The sequence below is a fragment of the Acetobacter okinawensis genome (assembly GCF_002153655.1).
Classification (GTDB): domain Bacteria; phylum Pseudomonadota; class Alphaproteobacteria; order Acetobacterales; family Acetobacteraceae; genus Acetobacter; species Acetobacter okinawensis_A.
Map to the genome: position 1 here is coordinate 23,892 of NZ_JOPJ01000015.1, position 19,713 is coordinate 43,604.

Sequence of the window (19,713 nt, forward strand, 5' to 3'; positions counted from 1 at the left end):
CACGATGTTACGAGGCAATGTCTGTCAGAAGAACCACAGAAGCCTGTGTGGCCAGTACCACTACACTGCTGGTGTGTTCAAGCATGGCGCCATCGCCGCACGACAGAACCGTGCCGGATAGTGTAACCTCCCCCGATACAACCAGAATATGTAGGTCCCGCCCCTGCGTTGTCTGGTAGGCCGCTCCCTGCCCTTTGGGAATTTGTGCATGTAACAAGCGGTTGCGACCACTCAAGGCAACCGGGGCTCCATCTGCTATGACCTCCATTGTCTCAGGGTCATCCTCGGGGAAGCCAGAGGCAATAATACGGAAGCCACCATCCTCTAATTGTGGAAACTCCTCACGGCTTTCCTGCTTCGGGCTGTCTCCTTCCGTATCAGCCAGCAGCCAGAACTGGATAAAGGAAGCACCACTCTGCCCGGCTTGCCACATTGCAGCGTTTACCCCTGCCCCAGCACTTAACAGGTGCAGGCCGCCTGCATGTATGGTCTCGGATGCAAAACCTTCAGCTTCGACCTGCACGCTCCCTGCCTGTAGCCATGTGACAATATCCACATTGGCCTGTGGTCCCAGCGCATAAGACCCATTGGGGGGGAGAGAGCCCAGATTGATCGCGCGCAGCCGCCCCTCGTGGCCATATTCTGAGGCTTGATAATCTGCAAAGGCAAAATGGCAGCGCAGTATCAATGTATCCGAATGAGCGTGCCCCAGACTATCCGCCCGCCGGATTTTTAGTGTGTGGGTGTTCTCAGGCATGCGTCTTTTTTCCTTCGGCTTCAGGGTAGAGCGTTTCCCACCCCCCACCAATGGCGCGGTACAGGTGCGTAATGGACCCAGCCACATTGGCCGTAGCCTCGACCAAAGCGCTTTGCGAGGCAAGCAGGGCATTCTGCACGGTCAGCACATTCAAAAAATCCGATGCGCCTTGCACATACTGTGCTTTGGCGACAGTGAGAGCTGTCTCGTTCTCCTGCACTGCCAGAGCCAGAGCATCTCGCCTATTTTGCGCAGCCGCAAAGTCGGCCATTGCATCATCTATTTCCTGCCAGGCTTTGAGCACCGTGCGCTGGAATAGAACAGATGCCTCCTGTTGCTGGGCCTTGCGTAGGTGAAGCTGCCCTGTCAGGCGGCCGCCTTCAAAAATGGGCAAGGTTGCCGTAGGGCCAAATCCATACTGGCGGGATGCCCATGACCCAAGACCACTGAACTGCAGCGCCTGTACATCCAGACTACCAGACAATGTAACACGCGGGAAAAAGTCAGCCACAGCAACACCTATGCTGGCTGTGGCGGCATGTAGCCTATCTGCAGCCATACGAATATCAGGTCGCCGCTGCGCCAGGTCTGATGGCAGGCCCACAGGTACAAATGCAGGTATGGGTGGCAGAGCCTGCGGTTGCCCCAACTCCGCGTCCAAAGCGCCGGGGGCCCGCGCGACCAGAAAGCTCAGGCTGTTCAGCAAATGTGTGGCCTGTGCATGCAGGGGAGCGGAGCGGGATTCAAACAGGTGTAACTGCCCCGTTGCTTCCGCAACATCTAGACGGGTCGCCGCACCCTGCTCCAGACGCATTGCCGTCAACTGCACACTGTGGCGGGCAATGGCTATGTTGTGGTCCAGTATGCCAATCTGCGCCTGTGTTGCGCGCAGGTCTATATAGGTCTGCGCCGTTTCGGCCATGAGGGAGACAAGAATGTCACGCTGCATGTCTTCCGTTGCACGCACGGCGGCTGTTGCCGCCTCGACCTGCCGACGCACATGGCCCCATAGGTCCACCTCCCACGAGGCGTTCATTCCATACTGCGGCAGATTGAAGGAGGGGTTCCCCACACTGCCGGGTAGTGCGGCCGGGCCGAACCCCTGAGTGCCGCTGGCAATACGCCCCGCTCCAGCCTGCTCCATATTGCCCATGAGCCCCAGAATGCCGTTGCTACTTGCACGCTCACGCGCATAAGACGCATTGGCCTCCATGTGTGGAAGTTGCGCAGCACTGGCAATGCGTCGCTCAGCCCGGCTTTGCATCAACCGCAGGCTTGCTGCTTGCAGGTCCAGGTTAGACCCTGCAACCTCCTGCTCCAGATGGGTCAGGAGCGGATCATGGAACAGGGTCCACCATGCAGGATCGGTTGAGGCGGTACTAACACGGCTTTGGGCGGGCGGCTGAATGGCGCGCCATGTCGCGGGAGCCTTGACCTGTGGCGGGTGATAGTCCGGCCCCACAGTGCAACCAGCCAGAACAGACAACCCAAGGCCTGCGAGGAAAAACTGCCTCATTCCATTACTGCCAGAGATAGCGTGCATCATGAGCATGCGCTCCTTCCGGTTGGGAGGCTGTGTCAAGTTCTGCTTCCACGGACATGCCGACCCTCACCCTGCCAGCCAGGGGCTGGCCCGGATCAAACACCAGCTTGACCGGAATACGCTGCACCACTTTGGTAAAATTGCCCGTGGCGTTGTCGGGCTGAATGGGCGCAAAAGCGACACCTGTAGCAGGAGCCAGTGAGTCCACATGTGCCGCAAGCGGATGGTTGGGGAATGTATCCACCCATACAGTCGCACGCTGGCCCGCCTGCACATGAGTGAGTTGTGTTTCCTGAAAATTGGCCAGCACGTAGGCAGCCTGTGTGGGCACGACGGCCAGAATCCCCGTGCCGGGGTGAACATATGCCCCAACGCGCACACCGCGCTCTCCGACAACACCATCTACTGGTGCTGGAATGGAGCAGTAGGAAAGGTTAAGTTCTGCCTGTCTGGCGTCCCCCTGTGCATGCAGCAAGGCTCCACGCGCCCGCTCCAGCCGGGCCTGAATAACCGCAACCTGCCTGATGGCAGCCTCCACGCCAGCCTGATCGCGGGCAATAGCGGCCTGCGCCTCTTTTTCATGCGCCTCGGACGACTGCTTCTGCTCAATGGTGCCTGCACCACCAGAGGAGAGATTACGGTAACGGGTGCTATTCTGCCGTGCGAACAGCAATTCGGCCTGATCCGCCATTACCGCCGCACGGGCTTGCGTAATAAGGGCATCCTGGCGTGCGAGTTCAGCACTCAGGTTGGCGACATCTCCCTGAGCTGCCAGCATGTTGCCTCTGGCAACGTCCAGAGCGGCCCTGTAATCATCATCTTCGATATGTGCCAGTTCCTCACCTGCATGTACGCGCTCATTATCCTGTGCGCTCACGCGGTCTATGCGACCAGCTACCTTGGGAGCAACGGTAGTAAAATCGGCCGTGATATAAGCATCATTGGTGTACTGGTGAACACCATCTCCATTAACCAGACGCGCCCCGCCCCATGCGACAAGGGCAAGCGCACATGCAGCGCATCCAGCATAAAGCAGCGGTTTTTTGTAAATCATGGTCTTGTTGTTCCGGGTTAACGGGCAGGAATGTTGGGGGACGGCGCGCGGGGCGGATACACACGGTGTGGCAGCACAAGATTCATGGCTGCATAGCCAAGGCAGACCCAGATCAGCACGTAGTAGATGTCAGTCAGCGCCAGAACGAGCGATTGCTCATGCACAAAGGTATGAAAAACCTGCAACCCGTTCCATGCGACATGCGCACCATCGGGGGAGGTGCCGCCAAGCTGCTGTGTAATGGGGTTGCCCATCCCCTCCAGCGCCAGTTGATGTGTACCATGCTGGTCCAGCAGCATGGTGGAGTGGTATTGCTCCCGCCTGCGGGTGGCGGCGGAAAACAGGGCAAATGCCACAGCATTGGCCAGCCCCTTGAGCATGTTGACCATGCCAGAAATAAAGGGCCCATCGGCCGGGCCCATGGCCATGGTTGCGAGCATGAGGGTTGGAATAACCGTCATGGGCTGGCCAAAGACCTGCAATATCTGAAGCAGGTAAAAATTATCGCGGACCCAGTCGACCGTAAGCCATGTGCCAAGCCACGCGGATGCGGCAAGGCATACCATGCCGCCTGCCAGCACAAGGCGGCAGTCTACCTTGCGGTTGTTACATATCCACGCGATCAGGGGCAGCATAAGCAGTTGCGGCAAGGCAACGACGAGCGATACAGGGGCCGCCTGTATAGGTCTGTAGCCACGTATGGCCTCCAGATAGGTCGCTGGGATTTCCCCCATGATGGAGCAGATGGCCAGAATACCGACCAGAGAGAGCAGCGCCGCCTGAATGTTGCGCGAACGCCAGTACTGAATTCTAAAATACGGGCTGGGATGGAACGCCTCGTTAATAACAAACACAATAAAGGCGGCAGTGCCCCAGAACGTCAGATTGGTAATGATGGATGACCGGAACCAGTCCAGCCGGTCCCCCTGATACAGCACAATAACAAGCGAGCAGATGGCGGGCAGGCCGACAAGAATGCCCAGCCAGTTGAATTTTTCAAACCGCTCAAAATGCATGGGATCACGGGGCAGGCCATAGGCCATCATGCCAATTGCAAGGGCCGCGGTTGGTATGATTTCCCAATACAGCCAATGCCAGCCCACATGCTCGAACCAGAATGCCTCCAGCGGCAGGCCCAGATTGGGGCCAAAGGTCGCACTCATGGCATAACCACCAATACCGAACACACGGATCTGTGGAGGTAGGTATTTGAGCATGACGGTCATGAGCACCGGCGGCAGGCACCCTCCGGCAAGTCCCTGAAATGCCCGTAAGATACACAACGAAACAACATCAGGCATAAAGGGTGCTGGAATGGAGAGCAGCGCCAGAACTGCTGTCATGAAAATGGAAAAACGGTAGATCGAGAACGTCATGTAGAACCACGGCGTAAAAGCCATGGCAGCAATATTGAACGCTTCGTAAATAGCAATGACCCACGTGCCTTCATCATGCCCTATGTGCATGGCGCCACGGATGTCGGAAAGACCGATTTCCGTTACGTGCTCGTTAAACCCAGCGACATGCACGGCCAAAAGCATGCCAAGGCAGCCAACAACCGTGCGCAGACCAAACGGAGGAATATAAGAGGGCAGCGGCGGTGAAGCATGAATAACAGGCCCACCCGCCGCCAGTGCAGGAGCGGCATTTGTCATGCCCGGCATGTTGACGATCCGGGATGGAGAGACAACCCTCATTAACCGTAAGCAACGATTCCACTTTCTGGAATGATAAACGATGGTGCCTGCGCCAGATAAAGTCTATTTCTGTAAGGATGAGAGGCTACGACCTAGATCTGCTGCGCTACCTTCAGGTTCTTATTGAGGAGGAGAGTGTCTCGCTCGCCGCAAGACGGCTGAAGGTGAGTGAACCAGCCATGAGCCGCCATCTGGCCAAGCTGCGCGTGGCTTTTGCCGACCCTATTCTGGTGCAGTCAGGCAGGCGGATGAGTGCGTCCGTTTTTGCTTTGGGTATTCTTGACCGCGTGCAGGAACTCGTCCGTAACGCTGATAGCCTGATAGAAACACGCGCGCTCGCCAATCTGGCCAACATGGCCCCGACTTTTACCATCCGCGCAAATGATCTGGTCGTGGCAGCTCTTGCTCTGCCGCTTTTACAGGCCCTTAAAAAAGAATGCCCACGATGTGAGGTTATCTGGGCGCCAGAAGTGGATGACCCGGCCTCCGACCCACTAAGGCATGGACGTGTTGACCTGTATATTGGTGCAACAGATGTGATGAAGCCTGAAATCAGGCGGCAAACCCTTTTTCGGGATCATATGCAGGGCGTTGTTCGTAAGGACCACCCCATACTGGCAACGCCAGTGACACCCCAGAGCATGGTGCTTTACGATTACATCAGCGTGTCCCGCCGGGGGCGGGCGCAGGGGCCAATTGACTGGGTGCTACGGGCGCAGTACGGCCTTGCCCGGCGCATAGCCATGGTGGTTCCCAATTACCATTGCATGGTGGAAAGCCTGAAGGATTCCGACCTTATTCTGCCACTACCCGGTATTGTTATAGACCATATATCGGTCAAGGCGCTGGGGTTGGCCACTTTTCAGTTCCCGCTCCCCCTACCCAGCATAGATGCGTTTCAGGCGTGGCATCCCCGACGCGATACGGACCCGGTACACCGATGGTTGCGGGAGACTCTTTTTCGTGTTTCGCATCGTGTTTTGGGAAACAAAGCTGCTTAGCAAGAGAGTTTACAAAAAACCTGCTGTTCGGATATAGGGGCGCAAATCGCTCAGAAACGCTTTGACACTGGCACGGGTGTGCTGCCGTGTTGGTAGAACGGCGTACAGATCAATTTTTTCGCCCTGCAAATCAGGCAGAATACGCACCAGCTTGCCTTCCTCAAGGTCCTGATAAACGTCACACAGCAGTTTGTAGGCAATACCCTGCCCCGAAAGCGCCCAGTCATGAATAATTTCGGCATTGGTTGTGGACAGGCGCGGTTCCACCATAACCACGTCGGTTTCTGTCTCGTTCCCAATAACCCACTTGTTCAGTAGCGCCATGGTTTTGTTTTTCCGCAGGCACAAACAATCATGTTTTGGAATATCGCGTGGATGTGTCGGCATGGAGCGGCGGGCGATATAAGCCGGAGAGGCACACAGGACACGCATTGTGGAGGCAAGGCGGGTTACAACAGCCCCCGGTGTTTCTGGCAGACCAAGCCTGAGCACCACATCCAGATAATCGTTAAAATCATAGTTGCCTTCAGGCGCAAGAGCCAGATTGATCATCAGGCGGGGGTGCCTGGCACTGAATGCCTCAATAAAAGGGGCAATCTGCCTGCGGCCCAGTTCTACCGGTGCACCAATGCTCAATGTGCCACGTGGTGCATTGGTGCTGGAAGATATCTCCTCCTCCAGTTGGTCAATATCGGCAACAATGGTCAAAGCGCGCTCGTAATAGAGTCTGCCTGTCTCGCTCAGTCCAAAATGCCGCGTATTGCGGATGACCAGTGTGCTCCCTAACCGCGTTTCCAACCGGGCAAGACGGCGTGACGCAGCTGCGGGCGATGTACCCAGACTGCGCGCACCGGCTGAAAGACTACCGGCGTCCACCAGACTGATGAAAAAACGTAAATCCCCTGTTTCATCATAGGGCATGGGCTCGGCTCTCCCTGAGCGTTTGGTGCAGGCTTATTTTTGCGTCTAGCGTAATATTATTTTTCCTTAATTGTCACTACCGAAGAAGTGAAATGGAAGGCATGTTTGTTTCAACAAACAACATTAAGCGCAAAACCTCCTTTGCGGATCTGTCAAAACTCCGACAGACGATACGAACTAGCAACGGAATGAGACTATGCCCATGCAAGCGACCGTCCAGCGGATTATGGATAATGACAATGAGCTGCCCTGCACAAAGGAAGACGCTCTGAGACAGAACCTTATCGGCACGTGGGAACTGGTCTCCTATCAGGTGGAAGAAAAAGAGAGCGGCAATTTTATTAACGCCATGGGCCCTGCCCCGCGTGGCCGTGTTGTTTTTACCCCCGATGGTTGGGTGGCTTTCAATCTTGAAGGGAGCAACCGCCTTGCCGCAACCACAGACACCGATCGCGCCCAGTTAATGAAAACACTGGTCGCTTATATTGGTCGTTATCGCGTGGAGGGAGATCAGTGGATTACCACCGTACAGACCGCGTGGGCACCGGAGTGGGTTGGCACGGAACAGCGCAGAACAGTCACGGTTGATGGCCAATATGCTGATGTTGTGACCCCATGGCGCAAAATGCCTAATTGGGCCGCAGGCAAGCTGTCACGCAGTATTATCCGTTTTCGCCGCGCACAGATGGCCGCCTGATACACTGCGTATGCAGAGCATGCTGCCCCCAAAGCGGTACGCTCTGCATATACGCGTTGTGGCTTGATGCCTGCCACTATAACGGGCAGGCACCACTTACGCATTGCAGATGCGCCCAATCCACAACTTCGCGCACATTGTCATCCTTGATTTTGGCAGTAATGGCGGCAAACCTGCCGGGGGAGACTTCTTCTTCCGGTAAGTATTCATATCCCAGATCAGAATCTGCACGGCTTGGCAGCACGGCACAGCACCGTATTTTTGGCTGATTTTGCGCCACCATGGCACGAAAGCCCTCCAGATCATGCCGATCTGTATAAATTTTGAGCGTGTAGGAAACCTGATTCCCCTGCTCAGCACCAATCCAGTATTTTTCCAGCAGGCCAAGCCAGCGATACTGTTCTTCCGGGGTTGCTTCCGGGGCAGTGAGAACACGCTCCCCCATACCAAGGCGCTGGATGAGCGGAACCGTGGGAAAACCAACAACACTCATACCGGGAAAACTGCGCAATGAGCGAACCGGGTATCCCTTGCTTTCATAAGTGTGGAGCAACGGGTCAGCCCCATGCTCCCACACTCCATCTGCGCGCCGGACGCCTTTAAATTGCACCCAGCGCAAATACTGCCGTCTGGCGGGTAGATGTGCACCCTCTGTCAGACCAAACAGTTTGGAAGTTGTGCCTGCGGGTTTAACGGTGGTGACCGTTACCGGTCGGGCCGTGCCTGTTTCTTGCGCATAGGCATTGGCTTCTGCCTTGGCGATGGCGGAAAGCGCACGCACCGCCTGCCAGAACGGTGCTGCACGCTCCTCATCCAGCATATCGTGGAAGTCCAGCCCAAAACGTAGCCAAGCCCATTCATGCAACCCTGTCGGGCCAATGCCGATGCGGTTTGTTCGGGCGACTTCCTGCCCGTACAACGCATCCATCCTGTTTGCCCGCAGCAAAAAACGAACGCCCAACCGCACAGCATCCCGGACACGGGCATCCCATTGCTCTGCAAGCTCTGGTGCAGGGCGCCCCGGTGTAACCTCGTCTAATGGTATTGGGCAGGCCAGCAAGGGAGCAAAGTCGCCTATCACGCAGTACCCACCCGTAACATGCAACGTAATTTCGCCACACGGGTTAGTGGTGACGGGAAAATGAGCCTGTGCAGCACACTCCGCCAGCTTTGCAAGCAGGGTTGCTGCCTGCGTTGCATGGTAGCGTGTGGAACAAAAATCCCGACCATCCGTATAGACCGGCTTGTCCCGCGCACTTCCTGTACGGCTGTCTTCCAGCCTGTCACCGTTAATGAAGCCCGGCTCACCATTAATCCAGGCGCAGCGGGTCGCTTCGGCAAAAACAGCCCGTGCATGCTCAGCCAAGGGGTTGGCAGGTATGGGGGCGTTGACATACCCCCAGAACTCCTGATCGACCATGACCGAGTGGTTGGCGGTCCATAACCCGCCTTCCTCCTTTGCACGAATAAAATGCAGCACATCTGCATCACGCCAGGATTTGGTGGCCATACGCGCCGCACGGCGTGCACCCCCCACCTGTACCTCAACAGACAAATAGTGATCTACCCGCAGTGCCTGCTCCCAACGGGGCATGCCGTTCTTGCGTGCAGGCTCAATCACATTGCGGTAAACATTCAGCAGCCCACGCAGCAGAGACACCGGACCTGCCGCCGGTCGCCCCTGCATGCCAGCAATAGGGCTACCCGCGCAGCGAATATGGCTAAAGTCCAGCACAAGATGGCAGTCCCGATTTTGGGCGAATGCCATGGCTTCCATCACCTCTACCGCCTTGGCCCAGCCTTCCCGGCTATCTTCTATAACATGCACGACCCTGTTAGGTACGTCCGGCACCACAGGCTGAACGGACTGTTCCAGAAACTGGGTGACCTGTGCCTCCATCCCGGCGTCGAACGCATCTGGCACTGTCCCCCACGGTAGTATCTGCATTTCCAGCCCAAAACGTAGCAGGGCTGCGCGGTCACGTGGATAGTCGGGGTGTTGCATATCCAGCACAAAATGCAGTTCCGGCGCCTGCGCCCAGTCCACAATGCACAGCTCATCATCATAAGCCCTGCCAACACCCGAGCCGTTTAGCAGCAAATAGAACTTGGCAAAGGAGCAGATGGCAGTCGCACAGTTGGTGAACACTTCCATGTTCCGTGTGGACTGCTCTGAATCTCCATGCTGGAGGTGGCGGCCAGAAGTCAGCAGCGCTCCCGAGGCTATGGCGTTACGCAGCTGCATAACCTCCCGCTTATCCACTCCCGCCAGGAGCCCGGTGTTGCCTTGGGCAACCCGGTCGGCCACTGCGCCAAAATCCTCGTTGTCCGATGGGCGGAAGACGGTGCGCCGCCCCACTGCCTCCCCCATGCCCGGATCAAGCTGGCGGGCAATGCCTGATTGTGCACCATAGGCCCCTTCAAACGGAAAACGGGCCTGGACGGCTTGTGTCGCACGAGGCTCCGTGAGTGAAAAATGCCCGTTCATGCTCTAGCTCCATCCTTTGGCGCATACCGTATGCCCGCCGCTGAAAATCGTTCATTTTGTGTGTATTTAAAATTCATACCACCATATATAGTGCTGCGCACGTCCAAAATGCAGTGCGCACATGGGGCGGTCCTCCAAAGTTCAAGGTTTGCCTAGCCCGACTCAGGAAAATTTTTTTGAGAATGATCCGCATTACGAGTCTTGGCTGGGCGCAGCCTTCAAGCAGGTCATGATACGTACGCACGCGCCACATGCACCCTGCCCTTGCCATGCTTGAGCAGAAGCCTATGTTAGTTCCTGTTGCTGTCACGTGTGATTTTGTCAGGAGCTTCAGTTTGTCGTCCACACCCCAACTTGTTGATCCAAGATTGACACAGGCCGCAGTTTTCCTTGTTCTGACCCTGAATACCGAGACCCCGGCCTCGCCTCAGGTTCTGGACCTGCTGGGGGATATCTCCTCCCTTGTCCGTGGCATTGGCTTTCGGATTCCAGATGGCCGACTCAGTTGCGTCACAGGCATTGGGTCACAGGCATGGGACCAGCTTTTCGGCACACCGCGCCCCAAGGAGTTGCACCCTTTCCGTGAGATTACGGGTGTGCACCATGCGCCATCTACCGCTGGTGATCTGCTTTTCCATATCCGCGCGACCCAGATGGACCTTTGCTTTGAGCTTGCAACAGCGCTTGTTGCCCGGCTGGAGGGGGTAGCCAGCGTGGTGGATGAGGTACATGGGTTCAAATATTTTGATGCCCGGGACCTCCTTGGCTTTGTCGATGGCACGGAAAACCCTTCTGGCGCAGTTGCCACGCAGGCAACTATCGTTGGGGATGAAGACCCGGCCTTTGCAGGCGGGAGTTATGTGATCGTCCAGAAATACCTGCATGACCTTAAAAAATGGGATGCCATTCCAACAGAGGTGCAGGAGCATATTATCGGCCGCAAAAAGGTCTCGGACATAGAACTGCCAGAAGCAGAAAAACCCAGCTACGCCCATAACGTGCTCACCAATATTGAAGAAAATGGCGAGCAGCTCCAGATCGTGCGTGAAAACATGCCTTTTGGAACCGTGGGCAAGGGGGAGTTCGGCACATATTTTATTGGCTATGCCCGCTCCCCTGCCCGCACGGAGCAGATGCTCCAGAACATGTTTATTGGTAAGCCACCGGGCAATTATGACAGATTGCTTGACGTCAGCACCGCAGTGACCGGAACGCTCTTTTTTACGCCGACAAGTGAGTTTTTGGACGCAGCACCGGATATGGTCATTGTAGCGCCACAGCCTGCCCCCCTTACGGGAGAGCAGGCCCGGCCCGCCCGCAACACTCAAGACGGTTCCCTTGGTATTGGATCACTAAAAGAGAAGGACGCCTGATATGAACAATCTGCACAAACATCTCGCTCCCATTTCCGCCGAAGCGTGGGCTCAGATTGAGGAAGAGGCAGGTCGCACCATCCGCCGCCACCTTGCAGGCCGTCGCGTGGTGGATACCCCTGAACCCAAGGGCACGGCATTTGCCGGTGTTGGTACCGGACGAGGCAAAAAAATCGATGCGCCGGATAACGGTGTGTTAGCAACGCAGCGTGAAGTGCTGCCTCTGGTCGAACTGCGCGTCCCCTTCACGCTCTCGCGTGATGAGATTGATGCGGTGGAACGCGGGGCACTTGATTCAGACTGGCAGACAGTCAAAGACGCCGCCCAGAAAATTGCCTTTGCCGAGGACCATGCCATTTTCAATGGCTTTGAGGCAGCAGGTATCTGCGGTATGCGGAAAGGCACTTCCAACCCCCATCTCAAACTCCCGGCCATGGCGAAGGATTACCCCCATGCCATTGCCGAAGCCCTGAACACCCTGCGTCTTGCCGGTGTTAATGGTCCTTATTCTGTTGTGCTGGGTGCACAGGCCCATCTGGCCGTCAGCAGTGGGGATGATGATGGCTACCCCGTCAAAAAGCACATTGAGAGCATGATTGACGGCAAAATTATCTGGGCACCTGCTCTGGAAGGCGCATTTGTCGTCTCCATGCGCGGGGGAGACTTTACCCTTGATATTGGTCAGGACCTTTCAATCGGTTATCTGGGCCATACAGCCGAGACTGTTGAGCTGTATTTGCAGGAGAGCTTTGTTTTTCGGGTACTGACCAGCGAAGCCACGGTCACACTCAACCATACTGCGGGCTGAACCCCCTCCATTATTTAAAGCCCATCCCTGCTCAAAGCAGGGTTTGAGACGGTGGCGCCGGGTATGGGGCATATCTCCCCAGCCCGGCATCGTTATCAGCAATGCTGACACGTGTCCCCCAGACCATCATGCGACCAGCGGTTTACGAAGCTGCGATGTTAGGCGATAAGGCTGTCTGTCGCCCATATCCCCTTCCCTGCGTTTTCCGAGGTCCCATGATCCGTCTTGATAATATCAGCAAATATAATGGTCACCGCGTGATCTTTATCGAGGCATCAGCAGCCTTGCAGAAGGGGGAAAAAATTGGATTGGTTGGCCCCAATGGCGCTGGCAAAACCACCCTTTTTCGCCTGATTACAAAGCAGGAAGAACCAGATGAAGGACATGTTCTGACTGACCGCGGCATAACTGTGGGTTTTTTCAATCAGGATGTGGGAGAAATGACGGGGCGTAGCGCCGTGGCCGAAGTCATGGACGGCGCTGGCCCCGTAGCGGAAGTCGGGGCAGAACTCAGCAGGCTTGAAGCCGCTATGGCCGACCCCGAGCGTATGGATGAACTGGACGCCATACTGGAACAGTTTGGTGAAATTCAGGCCCGTTTTGAAGAACTGGGGGGCTATGCGCTGGATGGTCGCGCGCGTGAGGTTTTGCACGGGCTGGGCTTTAGTCAGGAAATGATGGACGGGGATGTGGGGCGCCTGTCCGGTGGTTGGAAAATGCGTGTTGCACTGGCACGCATCCTGCTCATGAAGCCCGATGTCATGCTGCTGGACGAACCAAGCAACCATCTGGACCTTGAAAGCCTGATTTGGCTTGAACAGTTTTTGGCCGGATACGATGGTGCCTTGCTCATGACATCCCATGACCGGGCTTTTATGAACCGTATCATCAACAAAGTGATTGAAATTGATGGCGGAACCCTCACCAGTTTTTCGGGCGATTATGAGTTTTATGAACAGCAGCGGGCGCTGAACGAAAAACACCAGCAAGCCCAGTTTGACCGGCAGCAGGCTATGCTTGCCAAGGAAGTTGCTTTTATTGAACGCTTCAAGGCGCGTGCATCTCATGCTGCACAAGTGCAGAGCCGGGTTAAAAAACTGGATAAAATTGACCGGGTGGAACCACCCAAACGCCGGCAGGCCCTGTCCTTTACCTTCCCGCAGGCACCACGGTCGGGGGATTCCGTGGTTAATCTGCGTGGTGTGGACAAAAGCTACGGGAGCCGCGTTATTTATAAAGGCCTTGATCTGCTTATCCGGCGGCAGGAGCGCTGCTGCGTGCTTGGGGTGAACGGGGCTGGCAAATCCACCCTTCTCAAGCTGGTTACGGGCACAACAGAACCCGACGCCGGAACTGTAACACTGGGTGGCAGCGTTAAAATGGGGTACTTCGCCCAGCATGCCATGGACCTGCTGGATGGAGAGCGCACTGTTTTTGAAACATTGAGCGATACTTTTCCCCTTGCTGCTCAAGGCGCATTGCGCACACTGGCCGGCGGGTTTGGTTTTTCAGGCGATGATGTGGATAAAAGCTGCCGGGTCCTGTCTGGCGGGGAAAAAGCCCGACTTGTCATGGCGATGATGCTCTTTGACCCGCCCAATTTTTTGGTGCTGGATGAACCTACCAACCATCTGGACATTGCAACAAAAGAGATGCTGATAGCGGCTCTAGCCGATTATGATGGCACAATGCTGTTTGTCTCGCATGATCGGCACTTTCTGGCAGCGTTGTCCAACCGTGTTTTAGAACTCACTCCACAAGGGCTCCTGCGCTACGATGGTGGCTACACAGAATACGTTGCCCGCACAGGGCGTGAAGCCCCAGGCTTGCATGAATAACGATATTTTTTGCATCCTCGTTGGTATAGGGAAAGGCTGCATGACAATCACAAACGCATAAAGTGCTGTGATGCGGCCCCCATGGGGCATGGAGCGCAAAAAGCCTTTGCTCCCAACCATGTTAAAGTCTTTTCGTGTTTGCGCTAGAAACGCGCCTGCGGCAGATTGGGTATATGATCCGTATATTTATCGATTCCGACGCCTGCCCTGTAAAAGACGAAGTATACCGTGTTGCAGCACGCTATAAACTGAAGGTTTTTGTCGTCTCCAACCGCATGATTGCCGTGCCCGACAGCCCTCTTGTTGAACGTATTGTTGTAGAACATGGGCCAGATGTTGCCGATGACTGGATTGCGGAACACGCATTGGAAAGAGACATTGTCATTACCTCAGATATTCCATTGGCGGCCCGTTGTGTTGAAAAAGCAGCGTATGTTCTGGAACCAAAAGGAAGGTTGCTGGACGAAAGCACAATAGGCATGGCGCTGGCCATGCGAAACCTGATGACCGACCTGCGTTCTGCTGGCATGATGACACCCGGCGGCAGCGGGTTTGGAAAAGCTGATCGGTCCCGCTTTCTATCAGAACTCGACACTCTCGCAGTCAAGGCACAAAAACCAAAGCCTCGTTTGTTCACTATGCCGCCCCAATAAATGTCATCACTTTAAAAATTTCTTTATAATATTTTCGATATTGGAATATTTATATTTTCATATGCCCCAAAAATATCCATCGCACGCAATGCTATAACAAAAGTAAACTTTCTCTTTCACATATTCCACCCTCCTTTGTGATCCTTCTATCTTGGTCATAGCAACATCCTGTCTGCAACGATGTTTAAAAGGAGATATGCCATGGTTGCCCCCCTGCCCGCACAGGCACAGCAAGAGCTTACCGAGCGTGGTTATTCCCGTCGGCAGATCGGTCGCATTTCTCTTATGCTGGGTGTCGGCACCGTTATGGCTGGCTTGCCATGGCACAAAAGCCGGGCCGATACCCTGTCTGTTGGTGGCACTTACCCGCCGGGTTCCATTTTACTCAACAGTAACGAGTTTTGGACTGGTCCCTTCCCTTCCGCTCTGCCTGCAGGGCAAAAAGCATTGCTCAACGGCAACCGCTACCTGACTGGCCAGGAACGCCAGACTTTGGTTGAAACCGCGGCGGCCTATGACCATATTGCACCGGAATTGATAACACCCTGGCCCGGCTCCAGCGACCCGTTATGCAGAACAGTCATTTCTTTTTGCTCACCAACACAGGGGCTCGTGACCTGCGACCCCACTTATGAAACTGTTTGGGGAGTTGCGGAATGGCTGAAAATTCCCTTAACCAAAGTTCCGTTGCGACCGGATAATGGTTATAAAGCAGACGTAAGGGCTATGTTAAAGGCTAACCCACATGCGGGAATGTATTACATATGTAGTCCCAACAATCCGACCGGCACAGTTACTCCGCTTGAAGATATTGCTTGGCTATCGCGCCATATACCCCCCAATGCCGTTCTGGTGGTGGATGAGGCGTATTTACATTTCAGCAATGCTCCGTCTGCGGTTTCTCTGCTTGGTTCGTGCCGCAATCTGATTGTTTTGCGCACATTTTCCAAATTATTTGCCATGGCGGGGCTTCGTCTAGGGTTCAGTATTGCTCACCCCAATCTGCATGACAGAATGATGCGTTATGATGGCATTTACCAGACAACCATGCTGTCCGTTCCGGCAGTTGCTATCGGCACCGATAGTTTGAAGGACAGGGCAGAAATTGAAAAACGTCGTTTTGAAACAAAGCAGAACCGCAAGGTGATGCAGGCATGTTTAAGTCATTATGGTGTTAATACCATTCCCAGTGATGCCAACATGCTTATGGCTGACTGGCGTAAGGCACCAGAGCCAATTGTTGCAAAGCTTGCGCAAAACAATGTTATTATTGGGCGCAGTTGGGCTATATGGCCGACATGTTCCAGAATTACTGTTGGTTCGGCTCATGATGTGCAGGTTTTCTGCAAAGCCATGGAGAGCATTGGCCCATTACTTAAATAAAAAAAACACACCCAAAAAGGGAGACTATTCTCCCCTTTTTGGGTGCTTACCAATTGCTCGGCATTAGAAAAACATTGCTGAGAACGCCAGTAATTTCTGGCTTAAGGGCGTTCTAGAATATTTTATCGGCCTTTAGCACTGCATGCAAAAGAACATTGCTACCTGCTGTTACATCTTCTGGCGTCGCACTTTCTGCCTCATTATGGCTAATGCCATGCAGACATGGCACAAAGATCATAGCGGTTGGCACTACCCGGGAGACATACACGGCGTCATGTCCGGCGCCAGAGACAATCTCGCGCATGGTATAACCGAAATCTTCCGCACTTGTTTTAACACTATCGATACATCTTGGATCAAAATGTACGGCGGGAGAATTCCATGTTGGTACAATGTCTACCTGTACATCATTGGCTTCAGCACAGTTTTGCATACGCTGTAAAAAATCTTCTTCCATAACCTGCAAAATCGATTCAGACGGATTGCGTAGGTCCACGGTAAAACGCACTTCTCTTGGCACAACATTACTACTGGCTGGAAGGGCCGTAATAATGCCAATTGTGCTGAGTCCTTCCGGCGCATGGGCAAGTGCGACGGCATTCACCTGTTCAATCATACGGGCCGCAGCCAGCAATGCATCCTTGCGCATGGGCATGGGGGTTGTACCCGCATGGGCTGAACGCCCACGCACAATAACCTCGTACCAGCGCATTCCCTGCACACCGGTTACAATGCCTATGGTGCGTTCTTCGGCTTCCAGCACTGGGCCTTGCTCAATATGCAGTTCAAAATACGCACTTGCCGGGTGCTGGCCACATTGCTCCTGACCGACAAAACCACCTTGTTCAAGCTCATGCCGCAAGGTTACGCCGTTCGTATCGGCCCGGCTACCGGCGAACTCTTCCGTAAAAGCGCCACCAAAAACACCTGACGCCAGCATGGGTGGAGCAAACCGAGCACCTTCCTCGTTTGTCCAGTTTACGACTTCAAGCGGATGATCCGTGCTTATGTCGGCTGCGTGCAACGCCCGAAGAACAGCAATACCACCCAAAACGCCCAAAATACCATCAAAACGGCCACCAGTTACCTGTGTGTCCAGGTGGCTTCCCATCATAATGGGGGGGAGGTCATTGCGCGTGCCAGCGCGGCGGGCAAACTGATTACCCATGGAATCATAAGTGACTGTGCAGCCCAATGCCTTGCATGTCTGCTCAAACCAGGCACGGACCTGCCGATCTTCATGTGTCAGGGCAAGGCGGCAGATACCCCCTTTTTCTGTGCCACCAAAAGCTGCGGTTGTCACAAGATCCTGCCACAGGTCCTGTCCATTAACTGTCAGGTTGGCGTACTGGCTCATATCCTGTCCATTCCCTGTTCGAACTGTTATATCTTCAGTAGCCACGTGTTACATCACACAGCAAAGCAGGCTTTTCGCCCCGGACCAGACAGGCCACGACATCGGCCACATAGCGTGCCTGTACCTCACGCGATGCTTCAGAGGCTACATGCGGCGTTATGGTCAGCCTGGGGTGGTGCCATAGTGCGCTGTCTTCTGGCAGAGGTTCAGGGCTCACCACATCCAGCACCGCACCACATAATGTACCATCATCCAATGCACTCAGCAGATCATTCTGCACCACGTGGCGTCCACGTCCGACGTTTACAAAACCAGCGCCTTTTGGCAGGTGGCTGAACAGAACATGGTTGATCAGCCCGTCTGTTGCGGGGGTTGCTGGCAGCAGATTAACCAGCACGTCCAACTCACCCAAAAAATCAGGCAGTGCGTCAACGCCGCTCCAAACCGTTATGCCGTCCAGCTCAGCGGGCGTTCTTTTCCAGCCGGATACGCAAAACCCGACATGGGCCAGAGCCTGAGCGACATATGCTCCAAGATGCCCAAGCCCCATAATGCCTACCCGGGTTGTATTGGAGGTGCGACTGCACACATTGTTGCGCCATTGGCCCTGCTGTTGTTGCAGTGCCCATGTTCGCGCATCCCGCAACAGACTAATGACCGCCCACAGCACATAATCCGCCATAAGGCGGGCTGTCTGCTCTCCTCCCATCCGTACCAGCGGTACAGCGCGCGGGAAGTCTGCATGTGCCAGAAGGTGGTCCACGCCAGCCCCCGTGCACACAATGCCCTTCATGCGTGCAAGGCGCTCCATGTGGTCTGGTCGCGGGCTCCAGACCAGTGCATAATCATCCTCCCCGACGGTATAAGCCGGATCATACCATGAGCATACACTGAGCTGTGGAGCGACTGAAGCAAAGGCCAGACGCCAACTTTCAAACGCTTTTCTACCGTCCGCGCTGATAACAATACGTGCTGGCATCCACCTTGCTCCTTATACGTTCCCTCTTACGCAGTCTGCAAAGATTGACGACGCAGAGGCATGGTCATGCAATGAATACTACCGCCACCGCGGGAGAACTGGTTAAGCTCGGGGTCAAGCACATTGAGCCCTTCAGCCCGTAGCATCGCGTTAATCCGTGTGGAATGGCGCGGACTGACCACACGGTCCCGCCCCAGCGCCAGCACGTTACAGCCCATGTCACGCATGGCTTCGCGGTAGGTTACGGGCAGAATGCGAATACCCTGCTCCCGGAACCACTCCAGATCAGCCTCATCCAGCACGTCCACCGCAGCAATGGCCAGATTTTCTGCCACCATGCAAAAAATAACATCCAGATGCAAAAAATGCTCAGGAAAATGGATCATCCGGCAGGTCCAGCCGGCCTCTTCAAACCAACTGATAAACTCGGCCGCGCCTTTTGTATCCGTGCGTCCCCCGCTCACCCCAACAGCCAGCAGGCCGGGGCGGATAATATGAATATCCCCCCCTTCTATACGCCCTGCGGTGCAGGTGCGCCAGATTTCATCCGGAGCGTAAAAAGTGCGGATTTCCTTTTCTTCCCCCACCCGCTCCGCGCGCGACAGGCTGGTCACAACCGTGCCAAAAGGCGTTGTCTGTGAGCTGTCACGGGTATAAACCTCATAAGGCATATCCTTGTGCGGCGTAAGAAAATGGCAGGAAACATCAGCCCCCTTCAAGGTTGATACCAGTTCGTCAAACTGGCTGTGCAGGGTTGTCCTGTCTATGCTGCCACCATGCGCCATTGTCTGGATAGCGATGTCATTGCTTGGTATCCATTCGTAATAATCTGGCGGGCAAAGAAGGACATCTGTCAGCACACCGGTTTCACTATCAATAAACCATCTGTTCGCTGCCATGTCTTGAAAATCCTCAAGGTATCTAAGTTGCTCCTGCAAGCTATCCGAGGCTTATTACGGCCCCAATACGAACAGACATGAGTTTACTTTAGTTTTTTCGCAATTATGGGAAAATAACGCAGAAAACCGTCATTCTGCCCCTTTTATGCACTGCCATGTTTATATGTGCCGAGCGGTTCGCCCTTCACATCATATATTTTCCACGCCATAATTATTTTGATAAAAGAACAATAACGGTTTGCCCGTAAAAACAGGAGGTTGGGCA

General features: G+C 54.8%; 16 protein-coding genes. 7 read left to right on the forward strand and 9 right to left on the reverse strand.

Translation table 11 applies throughout. The features are described from left to right. Nucleotides 1-7 precede the first annotated feature (7 nt). From HK26_RS08085 to HK26_RS08100, 4 genes are read right to left on the reverse strand one after another with little or no spacing between them, the layout of a single operon-like run. Nucleotides 8-757: a pirin family protein gene (locus HK26_RS08085; RefSeq protein WP_086639313.1), complete on the reverse strand. Its 750-nt coding sequence runs from the start codon at nucleotides 755-757 to the stop codon at nucleotides 8-10. Further along, nucleotides 750-2,273, reverse strand: coding sequence for an efflux transporter outer membrane subunit (locus HK26_RS08090; protein WP_086639314.1), 1,524 nt, complete (start codon nucleotides 2,271-2,273; stop codon nucleotides 750-752). Before HK26_RS08090 ends, HK26_RS08085 begins: the two co-directional genes overlap by 8 nt. A gap of 4 nt (nucleotides 2,274-2,277) precedes the next feature. Then, a complete protein-coding gene (locus HK26_RS08095) occupies nucleotides 2,278-3,354 on the reverse strand; it encodes an HlyD family secretion protein (RefSeq protein ID WP_086639315.1) in 1,077 nt (358 codons plus the stop codon). A 17-nt stretch (nucleotides 3,355-3,371) separates the two neighbouring features. Next, complete coding sequence (locus HK26_RS08100; RefSeq protein ID WP_086639336.1) at nucleotides 3,372-5,009, reverse strand: MFS transporter; 1,638 nt, start codon at nucleotides 5,007-5,009, stop codon at nucleotides 3,372-3,374. Nucleotides 5,010-5,128: 119 nt separating this feature from the next. Between HK26_RS08100 and HK26_RS08105 the strand changes: the two genes are divergently transcribed. Further along, on the forward strand, nucleotides 5,129-6,052 hold the full coding sequence (locus HK26_RS08105) for a LysR family transcriptional regulator (protein WP_086639316.1): 924 nt from the start codon (nucleotides 5,129-5,131) through the stop codon (nucleotides 6,050-6,052). Nucleotides 6,053-6,061: 9 nt separating this feature from the next. Here the strand turns inward: HK26_RS08105 and HK26_RS08110 are convergent, their stop codons facing one another. Beyond that, on the reverse strand, nucleotides 6,062-6,973 hold the full coding sequence (locus HK26_RS08110; protein ID WP_086639317.1) for a LysR family transcriptional regulator: 912 nt from the start codon (nucleotides 6,971-6,973) through the stop codon (nucleotides 6,062-6,064). Between the two features lie 202 nt (nucleotides 6,974-7,175). Here HK26_RS08110 and HK26_RS08115 point away from each other — a divergent pair, with 202 nt between their 5' ends. Then, nucleotides 7,176-7,670 carry a lipocalin-like domain-containing protein gene (locus tag HK26_RS08115; protein WP_257640922.1) on the forward strand — a complete coding sequence of 165 codons (495 nt, stop codon included), beginning with the start codon at nucleotides 7,176-7,178 and terminating at the stop codon, nucleotides 7,668-7,670. Nucleotides 7,671-7,746: 76 nt separating this feature from the next. On the opposite strand, the gene HK26_RS08120 is transcribed toward HK26_RS08115, so the two are convergent. Continuing rightward, nucleotides 7,747-10,158, reverse strand: coding sequence for a recombinase (locus HK26_RS08120; RefSeq protein WP_086639319.1), 2,412 nt, complete (start codon nucleotides 10,156-10,158; stop codon nucleotides 7,747-7,749). A 335-nt stretch (nucleotides 10,159-10,493) separates the two neighbouring features. On the opposite strand from HK26_RS08120, the gene HK26_RS08125 reads away from it, so the two are divergent. From HK26_RS08125 to HK26_RS08145, 5 genes are all read left to right on the forward strand, one after another. Beyond that, the gene (locus tag HK26_RS08125) at nucleotides 10,494-11,531 is read left to right on the forward strand and encodes a Dyp-type peroxidase (protein WP_257640923.1); all 1,038 of its coding nucleotides are present in this window, start codon (nucleotides 10,494-10,496) and stop codon (nucleotides 11,529-11,531) included. 1 nt (nucleotide 11,532) lies between these two features. Beyond that, the gene (locus tag HK26_RS08130) at nucleotides 11,533-12,339 is read left to right on the forward strand and encodes a family 1 encapsulin nanocompartment shell protein (RefSeq protein ID WP_086639320.1); all 807 of its coding nucleotides are present in this window, start codon (nucleotides 11,533-11,535) and stop codon (nucleotides 12,337-12,339) included. Nucleotides 12,340-12,554: 215 nt separating this feature from the next. Next, complete coding sequence (locus tag HK26_RS08135) at nucleotides 12,555-14,177, forward strand: ABC-F family ATP-binding cassette domain-containing protein (RefSeq protein WP_086639321.1); 1,623 nt, start codon at nucleotides 12,555-12,557, stop codon at nucleotides 14,175-14,177. A gap of 173 nt (nucleotides 14,178-14,350) precedes the next feature. Then, on the forward strand, nucleotides 14,351-14,830 hold the full coding sequence (locus HK26_RS08140) for a YaiI/YqxD family protein (RefSeq protein WP_086639338.1): 480 nt from the start codon (nucleotides 14,351-14,353) through the stop codon (nucleotides 14,828-14,830). A 201-nt stretch (nucleotides 14,831-15,031) separates the two neighbouring features. Further along, nucleotides 15,032-16,213 (forward strand): aminotransferase class I/II-fold pyridoxal phosphate-dependent enzyme, encoded by a 1,182-nt coding sequence (locus tag HK26_RS08145; protein ID WP_086639322.1) that lies wholly within the window; start codon nucleotides 15,032-15,034, stop codon nucleotides 16,211-16,213. A gap of 112 nt (nucleotides 16,214-16,325) precedes the next feature. Here the strand turns inward: HK26_RS08145 and HK26_RS08150 are convergent, their stop codons facing one another. Genes HK26_RS08150 through HK26_RS08160 form a run of 3 tightly spaced genes read right to left on the reverse strand, consistent with a single transcriptional unit; the run spans nucleotide 16,326 to nucleotide 19,448 of the window. After that, a complete protein-coding gene (locus HK26_RS08150) occupies nucleotides 16,326-17,570 on the reverse strand; it encodes a M20 family metallo-hydrolase (protein ID WP_086639323.1) in 1,245 nt (414 codons plus the stop codon). A gap of 34 nt (nucleotides 17,571-17,604) precedes the next feature. After that, nucleotides 17,605-18,549 (reverse strand): 2-hydroxyacid dehydrogenase, encoded by a 945-nt coding sequence (locus HK26_RS08155; protein WP_086639324.1) that lies wholly within the window; start codon nucleotides 18,547-18,549, stop codon nucleotides 17,605-17,607. A 26-nt stretch (nucleotides 18,550-18,575) separates the two neighbouring features. Then, entirely contained in the window at nucleotides 18,576-19,448 is an 873-nt protein-coding gene (locus HK26_RS08160) for a dimethylarginine dimethylaminohydrolase family protein (protein WP_086639325.1), read from the reverse strand. Nucleotides 19,449-19,713: the final 265 nt, after the last annotated feature.